19 protein-coding genes and 1 pseudogene are annotated in these 18,655 nt (G+C 63.6%); 13 read left to right on the top strand and 7 right to left on the bottom strand.

The window, feature by feature from the left end:
- Positions 1 to 153 precede the first annotated feature (153 nt).
- From RM530_RS00340 to RM530_RS18880, 3 genes are all read left to right on the top strand, one after another.
- Positions 154 to 708 carry an HNH endonuclease gene (locus RM530_RS00340; protein WP_311363211.1) on the top strand — a complete coding sequence of 185 codons (555 nt, stop codon included), beginning with the start codon at positions 154 to 156 and terminating at the stop codon, positions 706 to 708.
- Between the two features lie 9 nt (positions 709 to 717).
- Positions 718 to 912 (top strand): hypothetical protein, encoded by a 195-nt coding sequence (locus RM530_RS18885; protein WP_311363210.1) that lies wholly within the window; start codon positions 718 to 720, stop codon positions 910 to 912.
- Positions 913 to 1,005: 93 nt separating this feature from the next.
- Positions 1,006 to 1,224 (top strand): hypothetical protein, encoded by a 219-nt coding sequence (locus RM530_RS18880; RefSeq protein WP_311363209.1) that lies wholly within the window; start codon positions 1,006 to 1,008, stop codon positions 1,222 to 1,224.
- A 162-nt stretch (positions 1,225 to 1,386) separates the two neighbouring features.
- Here the strand turns inward: RM530_RS18880 and RM530_RS18545 are convergent.
- Positions 1,387 to 1,551, bottom strand: a pseudogene (locus RM530_RS18545) (response regulator); the annotation flags it as partial.
- A gap of 166 nt (positions 1,552 to 1,717) precedes the next feature.
- Here RM530_RS18545 and RM530_RS00315 point away from each other — a divergent pair.
- The 4 genes from RM530_RS00315 (at position 1,718) to ubiB (ending at position 7,602) form a co-directional block, all read left to right on the top strand.
- Positions 1,718 to 4,333, top strand: a complete 2,616-nt coding sequence (locus tag RM530_RS00315; protein WP_311363207.1) for a sensor domain-containing protein — start codon at positions 1,718 to 1,720, stop codon at positions 4,331 to 4,333.
- A gap of 292 nt (positions 4,334 to 4,625) precedes the next feature.
- The gene (ubiE, locus tag RM530_RS00310; RefSeq protein WP_311363206.1) at positions 4,626 to 5,393 is read left to right on the top strand and encodes a bifunctional demethylmenaquinone methyltransferase/2-methoxy-6-polyprenyl-1,4-benzoquinol methylase UbiE; all 768 of its coding nucleotides are present in this window, start codon (positions 4,626 to 4,628) and stop codon (positions 5,391 to 5,393) included.
- On the top strand, positions 5,390 to 6,016 hold the full coding sequence (locus RM530_RS00305) for a ubiquinone biosynthesis accessory factor UbiJ (protein ID WP_311363205.1): 627 nt from the start codon (positions 5,390 to 5,392) through the stop codon (positions 6,014 to 6,016). Before ubiE ends, RM530_RS00305 begins: the two co-directional genes overlap by 4 nt.
- Positions 6,013 to 7,602: a ubiquinone biosynthesis regulatory protein kinase UbiB gene (gene ubiB / locus RM530_RS00300; protein ID WP_311363204.1), complete on the top strand. Its 1,590-nt coding sequence runs from the start codon at positions 6,013 to 6,015 to the stop codon at positions 7,600 to 7,602. Before RM530_RS00305 ends, ubiB begins: the two co-directional genes overlap by 4 nt.
- Here ubiB and RM530_RS00295 read toward each other — a convergent pair.
- From RM530_RS00295 to RM530_RS00285, 3 genes are all read right to left on the bottom strand, one after another.
- Complete coding sequence (locus RM530_RS00295; protein ID WP_311363203.1) at positions 7,541 to 8,380, bottom strand: divergent polysaccharide deacetylase family protein; 840 nt, start codon at positions 8,378 to 8,380, stop codon at positions 7,541 to 7,543. The genes ubiB and RM530_RS00295 overlap by 62 nt on opposite strands.
- A 19-nt stretch (positions 8,381 to 8,399) precedes the next feature.
- On the bottom strand, positions 8,400 to 9,752 hold the full coding sequence (locus RM530_RS00290) for a S41 family peptidase (protein ID WP_311363202.1): 1,353 nt from the start codon (positions 9,750 to 9,752) through the stop codon (positions 8,400 to 8,402).
- A 144-nt stretch (positions 9,753 to 9,896) separates the two neighbouring features.
- Complete coding sequence (locus RM530_RS00285; RefSeq protein WP_311363201.1) at positions 9,897 to 11,063, bottom strand: murein hydrolase activator EnvC family protein; 1,167 nt, start codon at positions 11,061 to 11,063, stop codon at positions 9,897 to 9,899.
- Positions 11,064 to 11,141: 78 nt separating this feature from the next.
- Here RM530_RS00285 and RM530_RS00280 point away from each other — a divergent pair, with 78 nt between their 5' ends.
- The 5 genes from RM530_RS00280 to RM530_RS00260 all read left to right on the top strand — a co-directional run bounded on the left by RM530_RS00280 (position 11,142) and on the right by RM530_RS00260 (position 14,332).
- Positions 11,142 to 11,579, top strand: a complete 438-nt coding sequence (locus tag RM530_RS00280) for a rhodanese-like domain-containing protein (RefSeq protein WP_311363200.1) — start codon at positions 11,142 to 11,144, stop codon at positions 11,577 to 11,579.
- A gap of 35 nt (positions 11,580 to 11,614) precedes the next feature.
- Positions 11,615 to 11,884: a glutaredoxin 3 gene (grxC, locus tag RM530_RS00275; protein WP_311363199.1), complete on the top strand. Its 270-nt coding sequence runs from the start codon at positions 11,615 to 11,617 to the stop codon at positions 11,882 to 11,884.
- Positions 11,885 to 11,889: 5 nt separating this feature from the next.
- Positions 11,890 to 12,384, top strand: coding sequence for a protein-export chaperone SecB (gene secB, locus RM530_RS00270; RefSeq protein ID WP_311363198.1), 495 nt, complete (start codon positions 11,890 to 11,892; stop codon positions 12,382 to 12,384).
- A 13-nt stretch (positions 12,385 to 12,397) separates the two neighbouring features.
- Positions 12,398 to 13,414: an NAD(P)H-dependent glycerol-3-phosphate dehydrogenase gene (locus tag RM530_RS00265; RefSeq protein ID WP_311363197.1), complete on the top strand. Its 1,017-nt coding sequence runs from the start codon at positions 12,398 to 12,400 to the stop codon at positions 13,412 to 13,414.
- Between the two features lie 192 nt (positions 13,415 to 13,606).
- Positions 13,607 to 14,332 carry a hypothetical protein gene (locus RM530_RS00260; RefSeq protein ID WP_311363196.1) on the top strand — a complete coding sequence of 242 codons (726 nt, stop codon included), beginning with the start codon at positions 13,607 to 13,609 and terminating at the stop codon, positions 14,330 to 14,332.
- A gap of 215 nt (positions 14,333 to 14,547) precedes the next feature.
- Here RM530_RS00260 and RM530_RS00255 read toward each other — a convergent pair whose 3' ends face one another.
- Both RM530_RS00255 and RM530_RS00250 read right to left on the bottom strand, forming a co-directional pair.
- Positions 14,548 to 15,006 carry a tRNA (cytidine(34)-2'-O)-methyltransferase gene (locus RM530_RS00255; RefSeq protein WP_311363195.1) on the bottom strand — a complete coding sequence of 153 codons (459 nt, stop codon included), beginning with the start codon at positions 15,004 to 15,006 and terminating at the stop codon, positions 14,548 to 14,550.
- On the bottom strand, positions 15,003 to 15,308 hold the full coding sequence (locus RM530_RS00250) for a putative signal transducing protein (RefSeq protein ID WP_311363194.1): 306 nt from the start codon (positions 15,306 to 15,308) through the stop codon (positions 15,003 to 15,005). The genes RM530_RS00255 and RM530_RS00250 overlap by 4 nt, the downstream gene beginning before the upstream one ends.
- 99 nt (positions 15,309 to 15,407) lie before the next feature.
- Between RM530_RS00250 and RM530_RS00245 the strand changes: the two genes are divergently transcribed.
- Positions 15,408 to 15,713 carry a hypothetical protein gene (locus RM530_RS00245; protein ID WP_311363193.1) on the top strand — a complete coding sequence of 102 codons (306 nt, stop codon included), beginning with the start codon at positions 15,408 to 15,410 and terminating at the stop codon, positions 15,711 to 15,713.
- A gap of 95 nt (positions 15,714 to 15,808) precedes the next feature.
- Here the strand turns inward: RM530_RS00245 and RM530_RS00240 are convergent, their stop codons facing one another.
- Positions 15,809 to 18,607: a M16 family metallopeptidase gene (locus tag RM530_RS00240; RefSeq protein ID WP_311363192.1), complete on the bottom strand. Its 2,799-nt coding sequence runs from the start codon at positions 18,605 to 18,607 to the stop codon at positions 15,809 to 15,811.
- Positions 18,608 to 18,655: the final 48 nt, after the last annotated feature.

Below are 18,655 nucleotides of genomic sequence, written 5' to 3'. Positions count from 1 at the left end.
GCGGACAATTATTGGCTCTTGCCCATAAAATTTCACCTGGACGGGCACTGCCTGCATTCAAGCCGGATGCAGCTCACCGCCGCCCGCGAAACGATTGTCAACACACTGACCCGAAAACCGGATACAGTGATTCGAGATCAGGCGACTTAAATCATGATCCCGTCAATCCTCAAACTGGACACGGGCGGACTGCCGGTAGCCTGGATCACCTGGAAAACGGCGGTCACGCTCTACGCTCGACACCGCGTCTGTTGGGAGACGGGGCAGGAACGTTTTGTCGTTCGCGGCGGCCTCAACTCCGCGACGGGCGAGCGTTCGCAATTCGAAATCGGCTCCATCATCGCCGTCGCCGACCGTTCCAGGCGCTTCACACGAGGCGTACCCCTGCTGACCAATCGCACGCTGTTCCAGCGCGACCGCAACCTGTGTTTGTATTGCGGCAAGCAGTATTCCACCTCGCAACTCACGCGCGATCACATTCATCCCGTGTCACGCGGCGGGCTGACCGTGTGGGAAAACTGCGTCACAGCTTGTCGCCACTGCAACCAGCGCAAGGACGACCGCACCCCCGAGGAAGCCAACATGAAGCTGCTGGCGGTGCCGTACACCCCGAACCTTGCCGAATACCTGATTCTGTCGAACCGCCGCATCCTGGCCGATCAGATGGACTTCCTGCAGGCGTTTTCGCGCAAGACCGCGGCAGCCTGAGCCCGGGCGATGCGAGGTCTCGGCATTCTGCTGGCGATTGCCGCCGGCCACGCGCCGATGAACCACGCATGGAGCAATTCGGCGGCCATGCCGATGAAGGCCGCAGCCGGTCATCACCGCTGTTGCTGCTTCGGCGCCACCGGCTGCAGCCACCCCGGCATCGCGCCGGGCGAGACCCTTACCTATCGGTTTCCGGTCTGGTAAAACGGCAGCTACTGGTATCACAGCCATTCGGGCTTCCACGAGCAGACCGGCCCCAACGGTCCGCTGGTGATCGAACCCCGCGAAGCCGACCCCGTGAGCCACGACCGCGATTACGTGGTGATGCTCAACGACTGGACCGACGAAGACCCGCATTCAGCGTTCGCCAAGCTCAAGCGCATGGGCGACTACTACAACTACCGGCAGCACACCGTGGTGCGACCTGTGGGCGGACATCCGCCGGCGGCCAATTGGACCGCAGCGGCTACGCCCGCGCCACGCTGGCGCCGGTGCCGCCCTTCAGCCGCCCGATGACGGACATGGGCATGGCCGCGATATCGATGCCGGGAATGAACATGGCGCATGCCATGCACGAGCCGTCGACCGCGACAGCCGCGCGCGCCGCCCGAGCCAAGGCCAGCGGGCAGACCGCCTGGCCGCAGCTGGCCGATGTACAGCTCGAACGCGGACGGCGGTCGGGATATCGGCCTTGAGCTGGCGACAGACCTCGATGCCGCTGAGGTCCGGCATCATCACGTCCAGCGCAGCCTGTCCGCTGGTGGCCATGAAGACCTCATGGCACTGCTGAAACAACGGGTAAAGGATCTGGATGTTGATCGGCTGATCGTCGACCACCAGCAAACGGCGGCGCCCCGGGCCGGGCGTACGTTCGTCAGTCTGGCGTTGCCGCGCATCGCGCGATCCTTCCTGAGCATTCTCCCCCGGGGTTACACCGTTTTGGGCGTGACCGGATCACGGCGGCGAGCGGGTGTGCCGCGCTCGGATGTGACAACGAACAGGACTGGCGATGTCTGAATATGGGTACGGGATGGGTGGAGGCAGAATCGCGCGTGCGGACCCGAATATTGCCGACCTCACGTCCAAGGTCGCCGGGTCTGAGGTGCCTGGGCTTGATCAGCATCACGTTCGTGAAGTGATTGAGGCGGCACCCAATGCGATGCTGATGGTCAATTCACGCGGCGAGATCGTACTGGCCAATTCACAGGCGGAAAAACTGTTCGGACATACCCGTGACGAGCTGCTGCGAAAGCGTATCGAAGTCCTGATCCCCAGGCGGTTCCGTCAAAAGCACGAGCGGTATCGAGGGGGATTCTTCACTCGCCCCGATACCCGCGCGATGGGTGCCGGCCGCGATCTGTACGGGCTGAAAAAGGATGGGTCGGAAGTCCCGATCGAGATCGGGCTGAATCCCATCAATATGTTCGACGGCGTTTTCGTCCTGGCCTCGATCATCGACATCACCGAGCGCAAGCGGGCGGAAGACCGTCTCCGTCTGGTGATCGAGGCGGCTCCCAATGCGATGCTCATGGTCAATTCGCGTGGCGAAATCGTATTGGTCAATTCGCAGGTGGAAAAACTGTTCGGCCACACTCGTGACGAACTGCTGGGGCAGCGCATCGAGAGCCTGATCCCCGAACGTTTCCGCCACCACCACAAGCAGTATCGCGGAGGCTTTTTTGCTCGTCCGGATACCCGTGCCATGGGCGCCGGGCGCGATCTCTACGGTCTGAAAAAAGACGGAACGGAAGTTCCAATTGAAATCGGCCTGAATCCGCTTTACACCGGCGACGAACATTTCGTACTCGCCTCGGTGATCGACATCACCGAGCGACTCAACGCCCAAAAATTGCAGCGTGCGGTCCAGGTAAACACGCTGCGGCAGTCGATTCTGGATAGCCTGCCGTTCAGCATCATCGCTACGAATACCGACGGCATCATCCTTACCGCGAATCCTGCCGCCGAGCGCATGCTGGGCTATTCACGACAGGAACTGATCGGGCAGTCGGTGTTGATGATTCACGACGCCCGGGAACTGGAGTCGCGCGCGACCGTGCTGGCTCACCAGACCGGCAGGATAATCGCACCCAATTTCCAGGTGATCGTTGCCGCCGGTAGCCAGGATGCCGCCGACGAACGCGAATGGACCTACGTATGCAAGGATGACAGGCATGTGCCGGTCAATCTCGCCATCACCGCCATGCGGGACGACTCCGGCACGGTCAACGGCTTCCTGAAGGTTGCCTACGACATCACGGAGCGGAAGCGGGCCGAGGCCTTCATCAATCACCTGGCGCATCACGATGCGCTGACGGATCTGCCCAACCGCACCATGTTGCTGGGACGGCTCGAGAAGGCGATCCGCCAGTCACAGCATCACGGTGGGCCGCTGGCTGTACTGATGATCGATCTCGATCACTTCAAGCAGGTTAACGACCTGCTGGGACATCCGGTTGGCGACCAGTTGCTCCTCAACATTGCAAATCGGCTGCAGAGCCGTGTGCGCGACGCCGATACGGTTGCCCGCCTTGGCGGGGATGAATTTGTGCTGGTACTGACCGAGATCGACGAGGGCAATAAATTTCTGGCCACCGTGGAACGCATCATGAAGGCGATCTCGGAGCCCATGTCGATTGATGGGCACGAGCTGGTGATCACGCCGAGTATCGGGGGCTGTGTTTTTCCCACGGACGGCACCGATGCCACGACGCTTCTGAAATATGCCGACACCGCAATGTATTGCGCAAAGTCGGCAGGCCGTAGCAATTTTCAGCTGTTCACTCCAGGGATGTTGAAACAGGCCGAGGAAAAGCTCGTTATGGGCACGGCACTGCGTCATGCCATCGAGCATCATGAGCTTGAGGTTTACTATCAACCGGAGATATCGCTGTGGGACGGCACCGTGATCGGAATGGAGGCGCTGGCGCGATGGCCGAACGGGCTCAACGGCGTGGCGGTGACGCCCGACCGGTTTATCCCGGTCGCCGAGGAAACCGGTTTGATCCTGCAGCTCGGTGAATGGGTGCTGCGCACCGCCTGCAGGGACTGTGCCGCCATGGAAAACCGTCTAGGACGACGCATGAGGGTGGCGGTCAATGTCTCCACTCGCCAATTTCAGCAGAAGGAGTGGCCGACAGTTGTGCGCAGGGCGCTGGAGGAAAGCGGCCTGCAGCCGCACAGTCTGGAAATCGAGATCACCGAAAGCATGCTGATGCAGAACACCGAAGAGAGCGCGGAAATGCTGCATGCGCTACGCCGTCTGGGGGTGACCGTTGTCGTGGACGACTTCGGCACCGGCTACTCCAGTTTGTCTTACCTGACGCGTTTCCCGATAGACAAGATCAAGATTGACCGATCCTTTGTTCGCGACCTCGATACCGACGCCGCTGACGCTGCGGTGATCAACGCGATCATCGCGATGGCGCACAGTCTTGATATCCGTGTCGTGGCAGAGGGGGTTGAGACCGAGCAGCAGCAAAACTACCTGCGGGCGCGCGCCTGCGACGAGGCTCAAGGGCTTCGGTACAGCCAGGCCGTATCAATTGACGAACTTCAGTCCGTGATGGCGAAGATCGAAGCGCATCGGCTCAGACATCTGCGTTGTCAAGCACTCACAGCCAGGTAGTAGGGGGTGAGTAGTTACTTTGTTCTCATCCCGCCGACCCGGCGAGATAAAGCAAGCCGCGCACTGCTCAGGCCGAGAGAATGCGTTAATGCGTTGGGGCCGGGTTGGCGTAATTGAATACGGGTGGACTGCCAACAGACTTTGCGCCTCGCCCCGACGCTCATAACGACCATCGGACACGCGGTCGATTCCACCTCGGTATCGGCTGCGGCTGGGCCGCGGCGGGTTTTCACCACGGGCTCGCCGACAAACCGCCATAATTGCCGTCGTCATTTCGACAACGGTTGAATCCATGGTTGATAAGCCCACCGGGGACCGTCCCGGTTTCACGCACTTCGGTTACGAACAGGTTCCGGTCACGGACAAGGCCAAGCGCGTACGCGAAGTGTTTTCGTCGGTTGCGGCCAAGTACGACCTGATGAACGACCTGATGTCCATGGGCGTGCATCGCGTCTGGAAGCGCTTCGCGATCGATCTTGCCGGCGTCCGTAGCGGCGAGCGCGTGCTCGACGTGGCCGGTGGTACCGGCGACCTCACGGCGGCGTTTGCCAGGGCCGTGGGCGCGAGCGGGCTGGCGGTGCTTTCCGACATCAACGCGGCGATGCTCGAGGAGGGGCGTTCGCGCCTGACTGATCGCGGCATCGTCGGCAATGTACCGGCGGTGCAGGCCAATGCGGAATGCCTGCCGTTCGCCGACAACAGCTTCGACTGCATCACCATCGGCTTTGGCCTGCGCAACGTCACCGACAAGGATGCAGCGCTGCGTTCGATGCTGCGCACGCTCAAGCCGGGCGGGCGTCTGCTGATTCTGGAGTTCTCCAAGCCACTCCACGAGGGGTTCGCCAAACTCTACGATCAGTACTCGTTCAAGGTGCTTCCGCGCCTGGGTCGCTTCATCGCACGCGACGAGGATTCCTATCGCTATCTGGCGGAGTCGATCCGCATGCATCCGGATCAGGACACACTCAAGAGCATGATGGAATTGGCTGGCTTTTCGCGCGTTCAGGTCTACAACCTGACCGGCGGCGTGGTCGCGGTGCATCGCGGCTACAAGCTATGAGCGGCGCACCCGGTCTGGCCTGCGCGGCGCTGGAAGTCGCGCTCAACCGTCATCTTCAGCTGGAACCCGAGGCAGTGGCCGAATGCGCGAAGCTGCGCGGCCGCGTGTTGGCGATGCGCATGCCGGTGACGAACTGGAGCTTCCATCTGGAATTCCTCGACAACGGCCTGCGTGTGGCGCCGGAGACAGAACGCGCGCCGGATGCCACCGTATCCGGCGAACTGACGGCGGTACTGCGCCTGATCGGCCAGCAGCTGCGAAGCGAGGACGCCCTGCCCACCGGCCTGTCGGTGCAGGGTGATGCGGGACTACTGGCCCAGGTACAACGCGTGTTCGCGAAGGTCGGCTTCGACCCCGAGGAACTGGCGGCGCGTGTGCTTGGCGACGTGGCCGCGGTGCGCCTGGTGCGAACGGCGAAGGGATTGTTCGGCTGGGGCCGGCAGGCGGCGTCGAGCCTGTCCCTGGACACGGCGGACTACCTGCGCGAGGAACGCCGCGATCTGGTGCACCGCGCCGACATCGAACTCTGGGGCGATGGCGTGGAGCGCCTGCGCGATGACGTGGAGCGCTTCGGCGCGCGCCTGGACCGACTCGATCGCAAATTGTCGGAGCCCGCCGCATGAGGGGCGGCCGTCTCGGCCGGCTCTGGCAGATTCATCGCATCGTCCACCGCTACGGTCTACGCGAATTTCTCGACGGCAAGCCGCGCAAGACCGGCACGCCGCGCGGCGAACGCCTGCGTCTTGCGCTGCAGGAACTCGGGCCGGTGTTCATCAAGTTCGGCCAGGCGCTGTCGACGCGGCCGGACATCGTGCCGGCGGACATCGCGCTGGAACTGATGAAACTGCAGGATCAGGTGCCGCCGTTTCCGGGCAGCGAGGCGCGCGCGATCATCGAACGCGCGCTCGGCAAACCGGTTTCGGAGCTGTATGCCGAGTTCGACGAAACGCCGATGGCCTCGGCCTCGGTGGCGCAGGTTCACGCGGCGCGCCTGCATCCGGTCAGCGCCGACGATCCCGGCTTCGAGGTCGTGGTCAAGGTGATTCGCCCAGGGATCGAAAAGACGATACGCGGTGACATCGCCCTCATGCGGACACTGGCCGAACTGGCCACGCGATTCAGTCAGCAAGCGGCCCGTCTGCGGCCGCGCGAGATCGTGGCCGAGTTCGAACGCATCATCCTTGACGAGCTGGACCTGATGCGCGAAGGCGCCAGCTGTTCGCAGCTGCGCCGCAACTGGCTGGGCTCGCCGCTGATCTATCACCCGCTGGTGCTGTGGGACTACACCAAGCCGGACGTGCTGACGATGGAGCGCATCCACGGCGTTTCGATTCGGGAGCTTGCCTATCTGCGTGAACTGGGCGTGGACTTCAAGAAGCTGTCCGAACGCGGCGTCGAAATCTTCTTCAAACAGGTGTTCCGCGACAATTTCTTCCACGCGGACATGCACCCCGGCAACATCATCGTCGACGCCTCGGACCCGCAGGACCCGCGCTATCTGGCGATCGACTTCGGCATCGTCGGCACGCTGGCGCCCTCGGATCAGCGTTATCTGGCCGAGAACTTCCTGGCCTTCTTCAATCGCGACTATCGGCGCATCGCCGAGCTGCATCTGGAATCCGGCTGGATTCCTTCGAGCACGCGCGTCGAGGATTTCGAGGCTGCGATCCGCACCATCAGCGAACCGATCTTCGGCCGGCCGATCAAGGACATCTCCTTCGGTTTCTTCCTGATGCGGCTGTTCCAGGTGGCGCGACGCTTCGACTATCAGGTGCAGCCGCAATTGGTGTTGCTGCAGAAGACCCTGTTGCAGGTCGAAGGCCTGGGCCGCCAGCTCGATCCGGAGCTGGACCTGTGGAAATCGGCCAAGCCGATCATGGAAGAATGGATGCGCAACCGCCTGGGCCCGGCCGGCATGCTGGAGCGCGCACGTGCGCAGCTGCCGACGCTCGCCGAAGTGCTGCCGGAGCTGGCGACGCGGGCGCTGAAACAGCTTGATGGCAGCGATGCACAGCGTACCCAGCTCGCGCTGTTGGCACTGCATGCGCAGATGCGGGAGGGGCAGCGTGCGCTGCGTCAAGCCGTCGTCGGCACCGGCCTGATCATCGCGGCGGCGATCGGCTTCGCCTGCGCGGTCACGCCGTGGATCAGCGCGCCAGTCGCGGCGGCGGGGCTGCTGATGGGGTGGCGGAGCCGGCGTCGGCCTTGATCAGCGGCTCGGCTGGCCTAGTCTGCTGACCGTTCTGTTCACGGATCAGCTCGCTTGGCGATACCAGTCGCACACCGTAGTCGGCAAGCCGCGGCAGCTCCGCCTCAAGCACCGACAGGGTCTGCGGGTGCGGATGGCCGATCGCCAGCGCCGTGCCCTTCTTGTAGGCGCGTGCGACGAGGCGATGAAACTGGCGATGCGCGGCTTCGAGACCCGGCGCATCGTCCAGAAACACATCACGCTGCGTGCTGGGCACTCCGGCACTGCGTGCCGTGCCATAGGCCACGCTCATCGAGCTGGTCTTGCTGTCGACAAAGTACAGGCCGCCGAGCGCACTGATTTCCGACATCAGCCAGTTCATCTCGCGACGGCTGGCAGTGACCAGGCTGCCCTGATGATTGTTGATGCCGTCGGCATCGGGCAGGAACAGCATGGCGTCACGGAAACGCCGCGCCAGCGCGGCACGGTCATCATCGATGCGGATCGCAGCCGGATGCAGCACGCCGCTCTGCGCTTCCAGCGGCAGGTGCAGCAGCACTTCGGAACCCTTGTCGCGCGCCAGCGCGGCCTGTTCCACGCCGTAAGGCGTGAACGGCAGCACCGCGTAGGCCAGCGCCCCGGGCAGAGCCAGCGCACGCAGGCCATCGGCGCGGCGGTAGCCGATGTCGTCGATGATGATGGCGATCGCCGGTTCGGCCTGGCCGCTCGGCGCGAACAGCACGCCGAGCAGCGTCAAGGTGACCAGCAGGCTTGTCCGCAGTTCGAGTTGTCCCCGCACTCGAAGCCCCCGCTGACGGTCAGCGACGGCCGGAGATAACCAGACCCTTGAGCAGGTTCAGCGATTCGTACAGCGCGTAGTCGTTCTCGGCGAGGGATTTGAGGTCCTCAGGCGAATCGACGGTGGGCTTGGCTTCATCGGCCGCTCCGTCGTTCTCGGCGTCCTCGCTGTCCGGATTTTCGAGATGGCGCGACAGATCGGCCTCGGTGATCGGTGTCAGATCGTTGTCCTCGACCTGGCTGACCTTGAGCGGACGGATCTTGATGTCCGGCTCGATGCCTTCGGCCTGGATCGAGCGGCCGGACGGCGTGTAGTAACGCGCCGTGGTCAGTTTGATCGCGGAATCGTTCTGCAGCGGAAGGATGGTCTGCACCGAACCCTTGCCGAAGGTCTTGGCGCCCACCAGCACGGCGCGGTGCTGGTCCTGCAAGGCGCCAGCGACGATTTCGGAAGCCGATGCGGAGCCGGTGTTGACCATCACCACCAGCGGCTTGCCGCCGAGGGCGTCGCCCGCGGTGGCATTGAATTCGCGGCCGGCATCAGCCTCACGGCCCTTGATCGAGACGATCGAGCCTGAGTCCAGGAAGGTATCCGACACTTCGACGGCCGCGTTGAGTACGCCACCCGGATTGTTGCGCAGGTCCAGAATCAGGCCTTCGAGTTCGCCGCCGGCTTCTTTCTGCAGCTTCTTGATCTCGGCGTCGAGGGTCTGTCCGGTGTTGGACGCGAAGGTGCTGATGCGCACGTAGCCGAGCTTGCCTTCGAGCATGCGGCTGCGCACGCTGGACACCTTGATGATGTCGCGCGTCAGTTCCACGTTCAGCGGCTGCGGTTCGGTCTGACGGACTACCATCAGCTTGATCTTGGTACCGGGGTCGCCGCGCATTTTCTTGACTGCGTCGATCAGCGACAGACCCTTGACCGGCGCGTCGTCGATCTTGACGATGAGATCGCCCGGCTGGATGCCGGCACGCGCGGCGGGGGTTTCATCGATCGGCGCGACCACACGCACGAAGCCGTCCTGCATCTGCACTTCGATGCCGAGGCCGCCGAACTTGCCGGAGGTGGAGATCGTGATCTCGCGGAATTCCTCCGCATCCAGATAGGCCGAATGCGGATCGAGGCCATCGAGCATGCCGCGAATGGCGCTTTCGAACAGTTGTTCGTCGCTCACTTCTTCGACGTAGTCCGCCTTCACGCGATTGAGGATCTCGACGAAGGTCTGCAGATCCTTGACCGGCAAGGATCCCATGTCGTCCGACATCTGCACGGCGGCCTGGCGGTCGGCCCACACGCCATGCGTGAGCGCCACCGACAAACCGAGGAACATGCCCGCGGCGACGGCGAGCGGCGTGCGTACTGATCGGATCATCTGGTTTACGACTCCGGAAAACAATGGATTTTCAAGCTGCGAAACGGGTTTCGAGCGAGCGTAGCACATCGCAGGCGCGCCACAGCCGGCCGCTCCCGTCGAGGCCGGTCTGGGCCCGTGCGGTCCGGCGGGAACCGCGAGACCCTATTTTGCGAGCCAGCTTTGCGGATCGACCGGGTCGGAACCCTTGCGAATCTCGAAGTACAGACCGGGCCGTTCCTGGCCACCGGTGGCACCGACCTGAGCGATGGTCTCGCCAGTGCGCACCGTCTCTCCGGCGGCCTTGTCGACCGAGGCATTGTGGCCATACAGGGTGAAGTAGCCCTTGCCATGCTCGATCACGAGTATCAGTCCGTAACGATGCATCCAGCCGACATAGGCGACGCGCCCGGCGGACACCGCGCGGACCGGCGCGTTTTCGTCAGCGGCGATCCAGACGCCGTTCCACTTGAGCTTGCCATCGGCCTTGGATTGCCCGAAGCGGGCCAACAGCGTGCCGCGCACCGGCCACGGCAACTCACCGCGCTGTTCGGCAAACGGCCGATTGTCCGACGGAAAATCAGGCGGGACATCCGCCAGTGCGTCCTGCAGCGATTCGATGAGCTTGCGCAGTTCGCGCTCGTCGGCCTGGAGTTGCGACAATTCCTGTCCCCGACTGCGCAACTTCGATTCCAGGGCCGCCAGTTCATTGGCGCTTTCCAGTCGACGCCGGTCCAGCTCGGACACGCGCGACTGCTGTTCGTCACGCAAGACGGTCAGGGTTTCGAGTTCGCCAACCAGCGTGGCCTTGAGGTCGAGCAAAACCTGCAGTTGCTGACGGATCGTGGCGATACGCGCGGCACGGGCGCGATTGAGATAGTCGAACCAGGTGCTCACCCGTGACAGTTCGGCCGGATCTTCTTGATTGAGCAGTAGCCGTGTCTGCGCCTGCCCACCGAGCTGATAGGCAAGCCGGACCTGCCGGCCCAATGCGTGGCGCTGCTCGGCCAGACGCTGCGTTTCGCGGTGCTGACGATCGCGGATCGCCTCGACCTTGTCGGATTGGGTCTGCACCCGCGCCCGGATTTCGTTCAGATCGGCGGCTGCCGCCGCCACTTCGCGCTGCGCTGCCCGCAACTCGCGCGCTTCACTGTCACGGTTACCGCGATCGCGCGCCAGCGTCTTTTCAACCTCGGCGATGCGGCGCTGCACCTTGCCGAGTTCCGCGGCACGCTCGGATAGGCCCTGGGAATCCTGGGCATTCGCAGCCCAGCCGGCACCGAGGCCAATGATCAGGGCAAGCAGCAGAGCGGGGTTTCGGCGGCGCATCATGCGGTCGCGAATCGGGCCGGGGGCCAAAAAGGTTACAATCATAGGCCACTTTCGGCTCCGCACTGCGCACTTTCCACGATGGATCTATCCTTGCCGTCGCTGCTTCAATTCGTCGGCGACCACCCTTTCCTGTTCACGGCTCTGGCCGTTGCGGTGGCTGCCCTGGTCGCCAATGAAGCACTTGCACAACTCGGCGGCGAGAAGCGCCTGCCGGCCGGCGCGGCGGTGCGCCTGATCAATGATCAGGATGCGGCGATCGTCGATGTACGGGCACCCGGCGACTTCAAGCGTGGCCACATCATCAATGCCATCAACATCCCGGCGGCCAAGCTCAAGGAACGCATCAAGGAATTGCCCAAGGACAAGGAACGCCCGGTGATCGTCTACTGCGCGATCGGCACCACCGCTCCATCCGTCGCCTCCGAACTCAAAAAACTCGGCTACGGCACGGCGTTTGCTCTGAAGGGTGGAATCAGCGGCTGGCAGACCGACGGACTGCCGGTCACGAGCAAGTAGACGCAAGCCGGGGCGATCAGCGAAGGGTAGGCTCAATGAGCAAGATACAGATGTATACAACACGGGTCTGCCCGTACTGCATGATGGCCAAGCGCCTGCTGCAGTCCAAGGGCGTCTCGATCGAGGAAATCAGGGTCGACGAGGATTCGGCGCGTCGCGACGAAATGCTCGCGCGTACCGGCGGACGCCGCACGGTGCCGCAGATCTTCGTCGGCGATACCCATGTCGGGGGCTTTGACGATCTGTCCGCCCTCGATCATCAAGGCGGGCTCGATCCACTGCTCGCCGCAGTCAAAGGTCCATAGAGTTCATGAGCAACGAAGAATCCAAGCAGGTGCTGCTGCAGAAGATCTACCTCAAGGATGCCTCGGTCGAGATTCCGCTGGCACCTGCGGTCTTCACCCGGCAGTGGCAGCCGCAGGTGGATGTGCAGCTGCAGACCGCGGCCAAGCCGATGAACGATGAAAGCGTCGAGGTCGTGCTGTCGGTCACCGTCACCACCAAACTCGGCGATGACACCGCATTTCTGATCGAGGTCCACCAGGCCGGCCTGTTCGCGGTTCGTGGTTTCGACAAGGACAGCGAAGAGCGGCGCGCCGTACTCGGCGCCTACTGCCCCAATCAGCTGTTCCCGTTCGCCCGCGAAGCGGCCGCCGATCTGGTGCAACGCGCCGGCTTCCCGCAGCTGCTGTTGCAGCCGGTGAACTTCGACGCGCTTTATCTGGAACACCGCAAACGTGCTGCCGCCGAGCCCGGCGCCGAGACGACGCCGGCTGCTGCGGACGGTGTTGCACGCACACACTGAAACGGAAGACTGTATGAGCGATGCCCCCCTGTTCAAACGCATCGCGGTGATCGGTGCCGGCTCCTACGGCACCTCGCTGGCGATCCATCTGGCCCGACGTGGCGTCGGGATCGTCCTGTGGGGCCGCAACGGCGAATCCCTGCTGGCGATGGGCGAGGCGCGCGAGAACGAGGATTATCTGCCGGGCTGCAAATTTCCCGTCGGACTGAAAGTCGAGCCCTCTCTGGCCAAGGCGGTCGCGGGCGCCGAGCACGTATTGCTGGCGGTGCCCAGTCACGCGCTGGGCGATGTGACGCGTGAAATCAAGCCGCTGCTGCGCGAGTCTCAGGGCATCATCAGCGCCTGCAAGGGCCTGGAGCCCGAAACCGGCCGCCTGGTTCATGAAGTGATCGGCGAGGGCGCCGGCCGTACCCGCCGACTCGCCGTGATTTCCGGACCGACCTTTGCCAAGGAAGTCGGCCAGGGCCTTCCCACCGCCGTGACCGTGGCGTCCACTGACGTCGACTTCGGCGAAGCGGTGGTCAACGCCCTGCACTTCGGCGGCTTCCGCGCCTACTACGTGCCGGATGTCGTCGGCGTGGAAATCGGCGGCGCCGTCAAGAACGTGCTGGCGATCGGCGTCGGCATCGCCGACGGCCTGGGCCTGGGCGCGAATACCCGGGCCGCCCTCATCACGCGCGGCCTGGCGGAGATCATGCGCCTGGGCGAGGCGCTCGGCGGCGAGCGCGACACCTTCATGGGCCTGGCCGGCCTCGGCGACCTGGTGCTGACCTGCACCGACGATCAATCACGCAACCGACGCACCGGTCTGCTGCTGGCCAAGGGCAAGACCCTGGACGAGGCGCAGGCCGAAATCCGTCAGGTGGTCGAAGGCGTGCGCGTGGCGCCCGAGGTGCTGCGTCTGGCACAACGCTACAACGTGGACATGCCGATCACGCATCAGGTTGTGGAAGTCCTGGCCGGACGCACCACGCCGCTGGATGCGCTGCGCACGCTGGCAACGCGTCCTGCGCGTCACGAAAGCGAATAAGACTTTTCCGGGGCATTTTCCGGGGCTGGTGCTGGAGGGTGCGCCGGCGGCGCGCGGCCCGGTTGCATGCCGCTTCATCTTCGGGACAGCGCTGTCCGTATAATGATTGTTTTGTTTCAGTCAGGCGGCGTCATTGCGACACCGACGCACGAGAAACGACAGTCGGGCATGAATTCCCGGAGGTGACCATCGGTGTCGATTTCGACCTACGAATCGCGATCGGAATACGTGGAAGCTCGCGGCTTCGACGTAATCAATCTGCGGATATTGAGTATCGCCCTGCTGGTGTATGCACTGGGCCTGACGGCACTGGTGCTGATACTCAGTCCCGAACAGAAACAGACCGTGTTCTCCGAGCGTGGTCCGTTCGAAATGCTCAGCATTCCCTTGTGGCTGATGCTGGCGGCGTGGTGTTTCGACTTCGCACACGAGATCAGGAAGCCGCTGGTGGTCTGCGGCCTGCTGGCTCTGTTCGCCGCCGCGCGCGAAGCGGACTGGCACAAGGCCTTCACCGCCGACAGCGTTTTCAAGAGCAATTACTATTTCGATTCGCCGGCACCGCTGGCGGAAAAAGTGCCTGCCGGCATGGTCGCGCTGTTCGCCTTCGCCCTGATTTTCCACGGGCTGTACCTCGGCATCCGTTTTCTGCGCAGCGGCAATGCCCTGCAGCATCAGTGGATGCAAACGCTGGTGCTGGGTACGGTCACGGTGTTCGCTTCGAAGATACTGGATCGAATGATTTCCTGGGCGAACGACTGGTTTGGCTTGGAAATCACTGGCCTGCTGGGCCGCTTCATCGGTGCCTACGAAGAAGGCTTTGAAATGAGCTTGCCGATCATTTTCGGGATCGCGCTGATCCAGTATCGGCGCGCGGCCATGGCGACGCGATCGCGACGCGCGGCGGTGCTGAACGCCTGAGGCGGCAAGCCGGGCGACAAGGTTCGGAAACGATTCGCGGGAACCATCCCGGATCTGGGGGTCTTGATTCAGGCCCGTCAGGCCGTGACGCCGACTGGCGCGGCCCGGCGCCGGCTCCGCGCTGGCTGGCGTGGATCGGCAAGCCGGGAATCGCGGCCACCTCGGTGAAGGTCGCCTCGCTGATGTTCGCGGTCGCCGAAAGTTTGGTCCGGTAGTCAGTCGAGCGAATCGGCGCCGAGCTGGAGCAGGGCCTGGAACACCGCCACGGCCACGGCGTTCGACAAGTTGAGGCTGCGCGAACCGGTCCGCATGGGTATGCGCAGGCAGGCATCCGCCGCATCCAGCACCTCCGGCGGGAGGCCGCGTGACTCCGGCCCGAACAACAGCAGATCATCGGGCGCGTACTCAAAGTGGTCGAACCGCTGCTGTGCCTTGGTGGTGAAGGCCAGTATCCGCGCCCGCGGCCGTGCCGCTTTCAGGGCCTTGAAATCCTGATGTTCGGCGACCCGTGCATATTCGTGATAGTCGAGGCCGGCGCGCCGCAACTCGCGGTCCTCCATACGAAATCCAAGCGGATGGATCAGGTGCAGCCCGACCCCGGTGTTCGCACACAAGCGGATCACGTTGCCGGTATTCGGCGGAATCTCCGGCTGGTAAAGCGCAACCTCGGTCATGGCCGCTCGCCACCGCAGTTCCAGCACAGATCGAATCCGCGATCCACGCCTTCGGCACAGTTCGGACAGGTCCACGGCGGTGCGCCAGGAACGCCGCGCTCATACTGCTTGAGTAGCGCGCGGCCACGTTCATACTGCGATTCATCCTCGATCATCAGGCGTGGAAACTGATTTACCGGCAGATCGCCGCGCCCGCCCCAGGCGAATTCGTCGAAGATGTGTACGGCGATGCCATGCCCGGCCAGAAAATCCGCGGCGAGGCGCGCATCGACCGGATTGGCCGCCAGATACAGGGTGCGCATCAGCACACCGTCTTGGGCAGCCGCGCCTGAATTGACAGCCAGCGGAGGCGGTGCCTACGCTCGCCGGGTATTCGATGTGTCGAGGCGGGGATCAGGGACATGAAACAGTTCAAGCAGATGTGTGCCGCAGTGGCCTTGCTGGGGGCGGTGTCAGTCGCCTCCGCGCAAGACTATCAGCAAATCGAACACTCGCCGTCGGCCGGCGCCATGGCCTTCGACCTGGTGGTGGTTCGACCGATTTCACTGGTCGGAACGGTACTCGGTACTGGACTCTGGGTATTGCAGCTTCCGTTCAACGGTATTCAGGCCGCCGCCGACGGCGAATGGTCGAGTGCGCCGGGCGACAAGCTGGTGGTGGAACCGTTTAGCTATACGTTCACGCGGCCGCTGGGTCAGCTGGAATAAATCGCAACGCGGCGCGTTCATGAGCGGCGTGGCCATTGTGGCCACGCCGCTTTGCCTTGTCCGGAATCCGGTGATGGGCGCCGCGCGCGGATACCCTAGGGCTGCGGCAGCCCTTCGGCATCCAGCAGGATCACATCGCCGAGCTTGAGCGCCCGCACGGGTTTTTCGATCGTGGACAGGTCGCCGACGATCAGCCAGGTGAGCTGGTCCGGCGTGATGATCTGCTGAGCCGCAGCACGAATCTGCGACAGGGTCTGCGCTTCAGTGCGCTGCTTGATCGTGTCGATGTAATCGTCTGGCCGATCGTAGGTGACGATGCTCTGCACCGCGCCCGCGACCGCACTCAGGGTTTCGAACTTGCCGGGCAGGCTGCGCACATCCTTGGCCTTGATCTTGTCGAGTTCCGCTTCGGTGGCCGGCTTGCTGCCGATATAATCGCGAATCTCGCCGAGCAGTTCCTTGATCGCCGGCGCGGTCTTGTCGGTCTGCACCGGGGCGTAGAACAGGTAGGGCCGCTGACCCAGAGCCCCCGGCATGAAGCTGTAGGCGCCGTAGGCCCAGTGCTTGTCCTCGCGCAGGTTCATGTTGATGCGCGCGGTGAAGACGCCGCCCAGGATCGAGTTCATCGTCTGGATCTGCAGGCTGTTTTCGGCCTTGGACGAGGGCGCCAGCTGGCCGGCCAGAATCACGGTCTGCTGAGCACCCGGTCGATCCATCAGGAAGACCCGCGGCTTCGCCTGCGCAGCCACGTCCGGTATCGACTTGAGCGGCGCGGCCTGCGCCGGCGCGGTCCAGTCTCCCAGTGATTTCTCCAGCAGCGGCTTGAGCTCGGCCATACTCACGTCGCCGGCCACGATCAGCGTGGCCTCGTCGGGTCGTATCCAGGTCTGGTGGAAGCGGCGCAAATCGTCCGCGCTGAGCGCGGTAATCGACTCCTCGGTGCCGCTGCCGGAGAACGGCATCGCATATGGGTGGCCTTCACCGTAGAGCAAGGGCGGCAGATTGCGCAGCGCCAAGCCCATCGGCTCCGACTTCTCCTGCGCGATGCTGGCCAACCACTGGCCGCGCAAGCGTTCCAGATCATCTTCGCGGAATGCCGGGTTGCGCACCACCTCGGCGAACAGCGCCAAGGTTTCCGGCAAGCGCGCCCGCAGCGCCGACAGGTCGGCTTCGGAGGTATCCAGGCCGCTGTCCGCCGAGAACTGTGCACCGAGATCCTCGAAGCGCTCAGCGATCTCGCGTGCCTGCAGGCCCTCGCTACCCTCGTCGAGCATCGCCATCGTGAAGCTCGCGGTGCCGAGTCCAAAGCCCGAAGCGTCGGCGGCGTAGCCGGCGTCGAACTGCAGGCGCATTTCGACCAAGGGCATATCATGTCGTTCGGCGAGAACCACCTGCATGCCGTTCGACAGTTCGGCGCGTTGCAGCGCCGGGAAACCGAGGCTGGGGAAGTTGTCGACCTGTGGCGGCCCGGCACTGCGATCCAGCTCGCTGGCAACGGTTTCGAAACTCGGATACGGCGACACGGTGAGCGTGTAGTCACCCTGCGCCAGCCAGGTCCGGGCCGCCTTGCGTACCGCCTCGGGTGAAGCCTTGCGGGTCGTGTCCAGCGAGGTTTCGAAGCAGGCGGGATCGCCGGTGTAGGTCTGGCAGCTCGCCAGCAGATCGGCCTTGCCGCCGAAGCCACCAATCTCCTCGGCACCGCGCACGAGACCGGCGAAGATCGAGGTCTTGGCGCGATTGAGTTCCTCGACACTGGGGCCTTGCTCGAAGAAGGTCTGCATCTCCTCGTCGATGATCGCCTCCACACGCTTCGGATCGGCATCGCTTTTCACGTCGGCGGTGACCAGAAACAGGCTGGCCAGTTCGAACGGCTCGGCACTGACGCTGACGTTATCGACCAGGGACTCATCGACGACCAGACGCTGGTAGAGACGCGAAGTGCGCCCGCCGCCCAGCACCTTGGCCGCCAGATCCAGAAGGTCGGCGTCCTCACTGGCGAACGGCGGCACATTCCAGGACTTGTAGATGCGCGTCTGCGCCACGCGATCCTGCATACGGTCGCGGGTGGACTCGGTGCGTGCTGCGACCCATTGTTCGCGGCGTGCGACGGGCGGTCCGGCCGGTATGTCGCCGAAGTAGCGCATCACCTTGGCCCTGGCCTGTTCCGGTGTGATGTCGCCGGCCAGCACGAGGGTGGTGTTGGCCGCGCCGTAGTATTCGCCGAACCAGTTCTTCACGTCCTCCAGCGAAGCCCTATTGAGGTCTTCCATCGAACCGATGGTTTCCCAGCGGTAGGGATGGCCCTCCGGAAAGCTGGCGCGCTGCAAGCGTTCCCAGACCATGCCGTAGGGCTGGTTCTCGCCCTGGCGCTTCTCGTTCTGCACCACGCCGCGCTGTTCGTCGAGCGTGGCCTGATCGATCGCGCCGAGCAGATGGCCCATGCGGTCCGACTCCATCCACAGCGCGAGGTCGACGGCGGTACTCGGCACGTTCTCGAAATAGTTGGTGCGGTCCAGCCAGGTGGTGCCGTTCATGCTGGTGGCGCCCACCTGTTCGAACGGCGCGAAGAACTCGCCGGGATAGTTTTCCGAACCATTGAACATCAGGTGTTCGAACAGGTGGGCGAATCCGGTCTTGCCCGGCTTCTCGTCCTTGGAACCGACGTGGTACCAGACGGACACGGCCACGATGGGGGCCTTGTGGTCCTCATGCACAATCAGGGTCAGGCCATTCGGCAGCACGAACTTCTCGAAATCGATGCTGACGCTCGGCAGGGCAAGTTCGCCCGCCTGCGTTGCCGCCTTGGGCGCGTCCGTGGATACGGTGGCCGTCGCGCAGCCGCAAAGTAGGGCGGCCGCGCTTGCGGCCACGAGCATGTTCTTGCTTGAAAGCATTCGGTACTGGTCCCGATATTGGATTCGAACGAGTCTACGGCTTATCGT

The organism is Banduia mediterranea (genome assembly GCF_031846245.1).
Classification (GTDB): domain Bacteria; phylum Pseudomonadota; class Gammaproteobacteria; order Nevskiales; family Nevskiaceae; genus Banduia; species Banduia mediterranea.
Note: the sequence above shows the minus strand (reverse complement) of the source record. Positions and strands in the feature narration are given on the sequence as shown.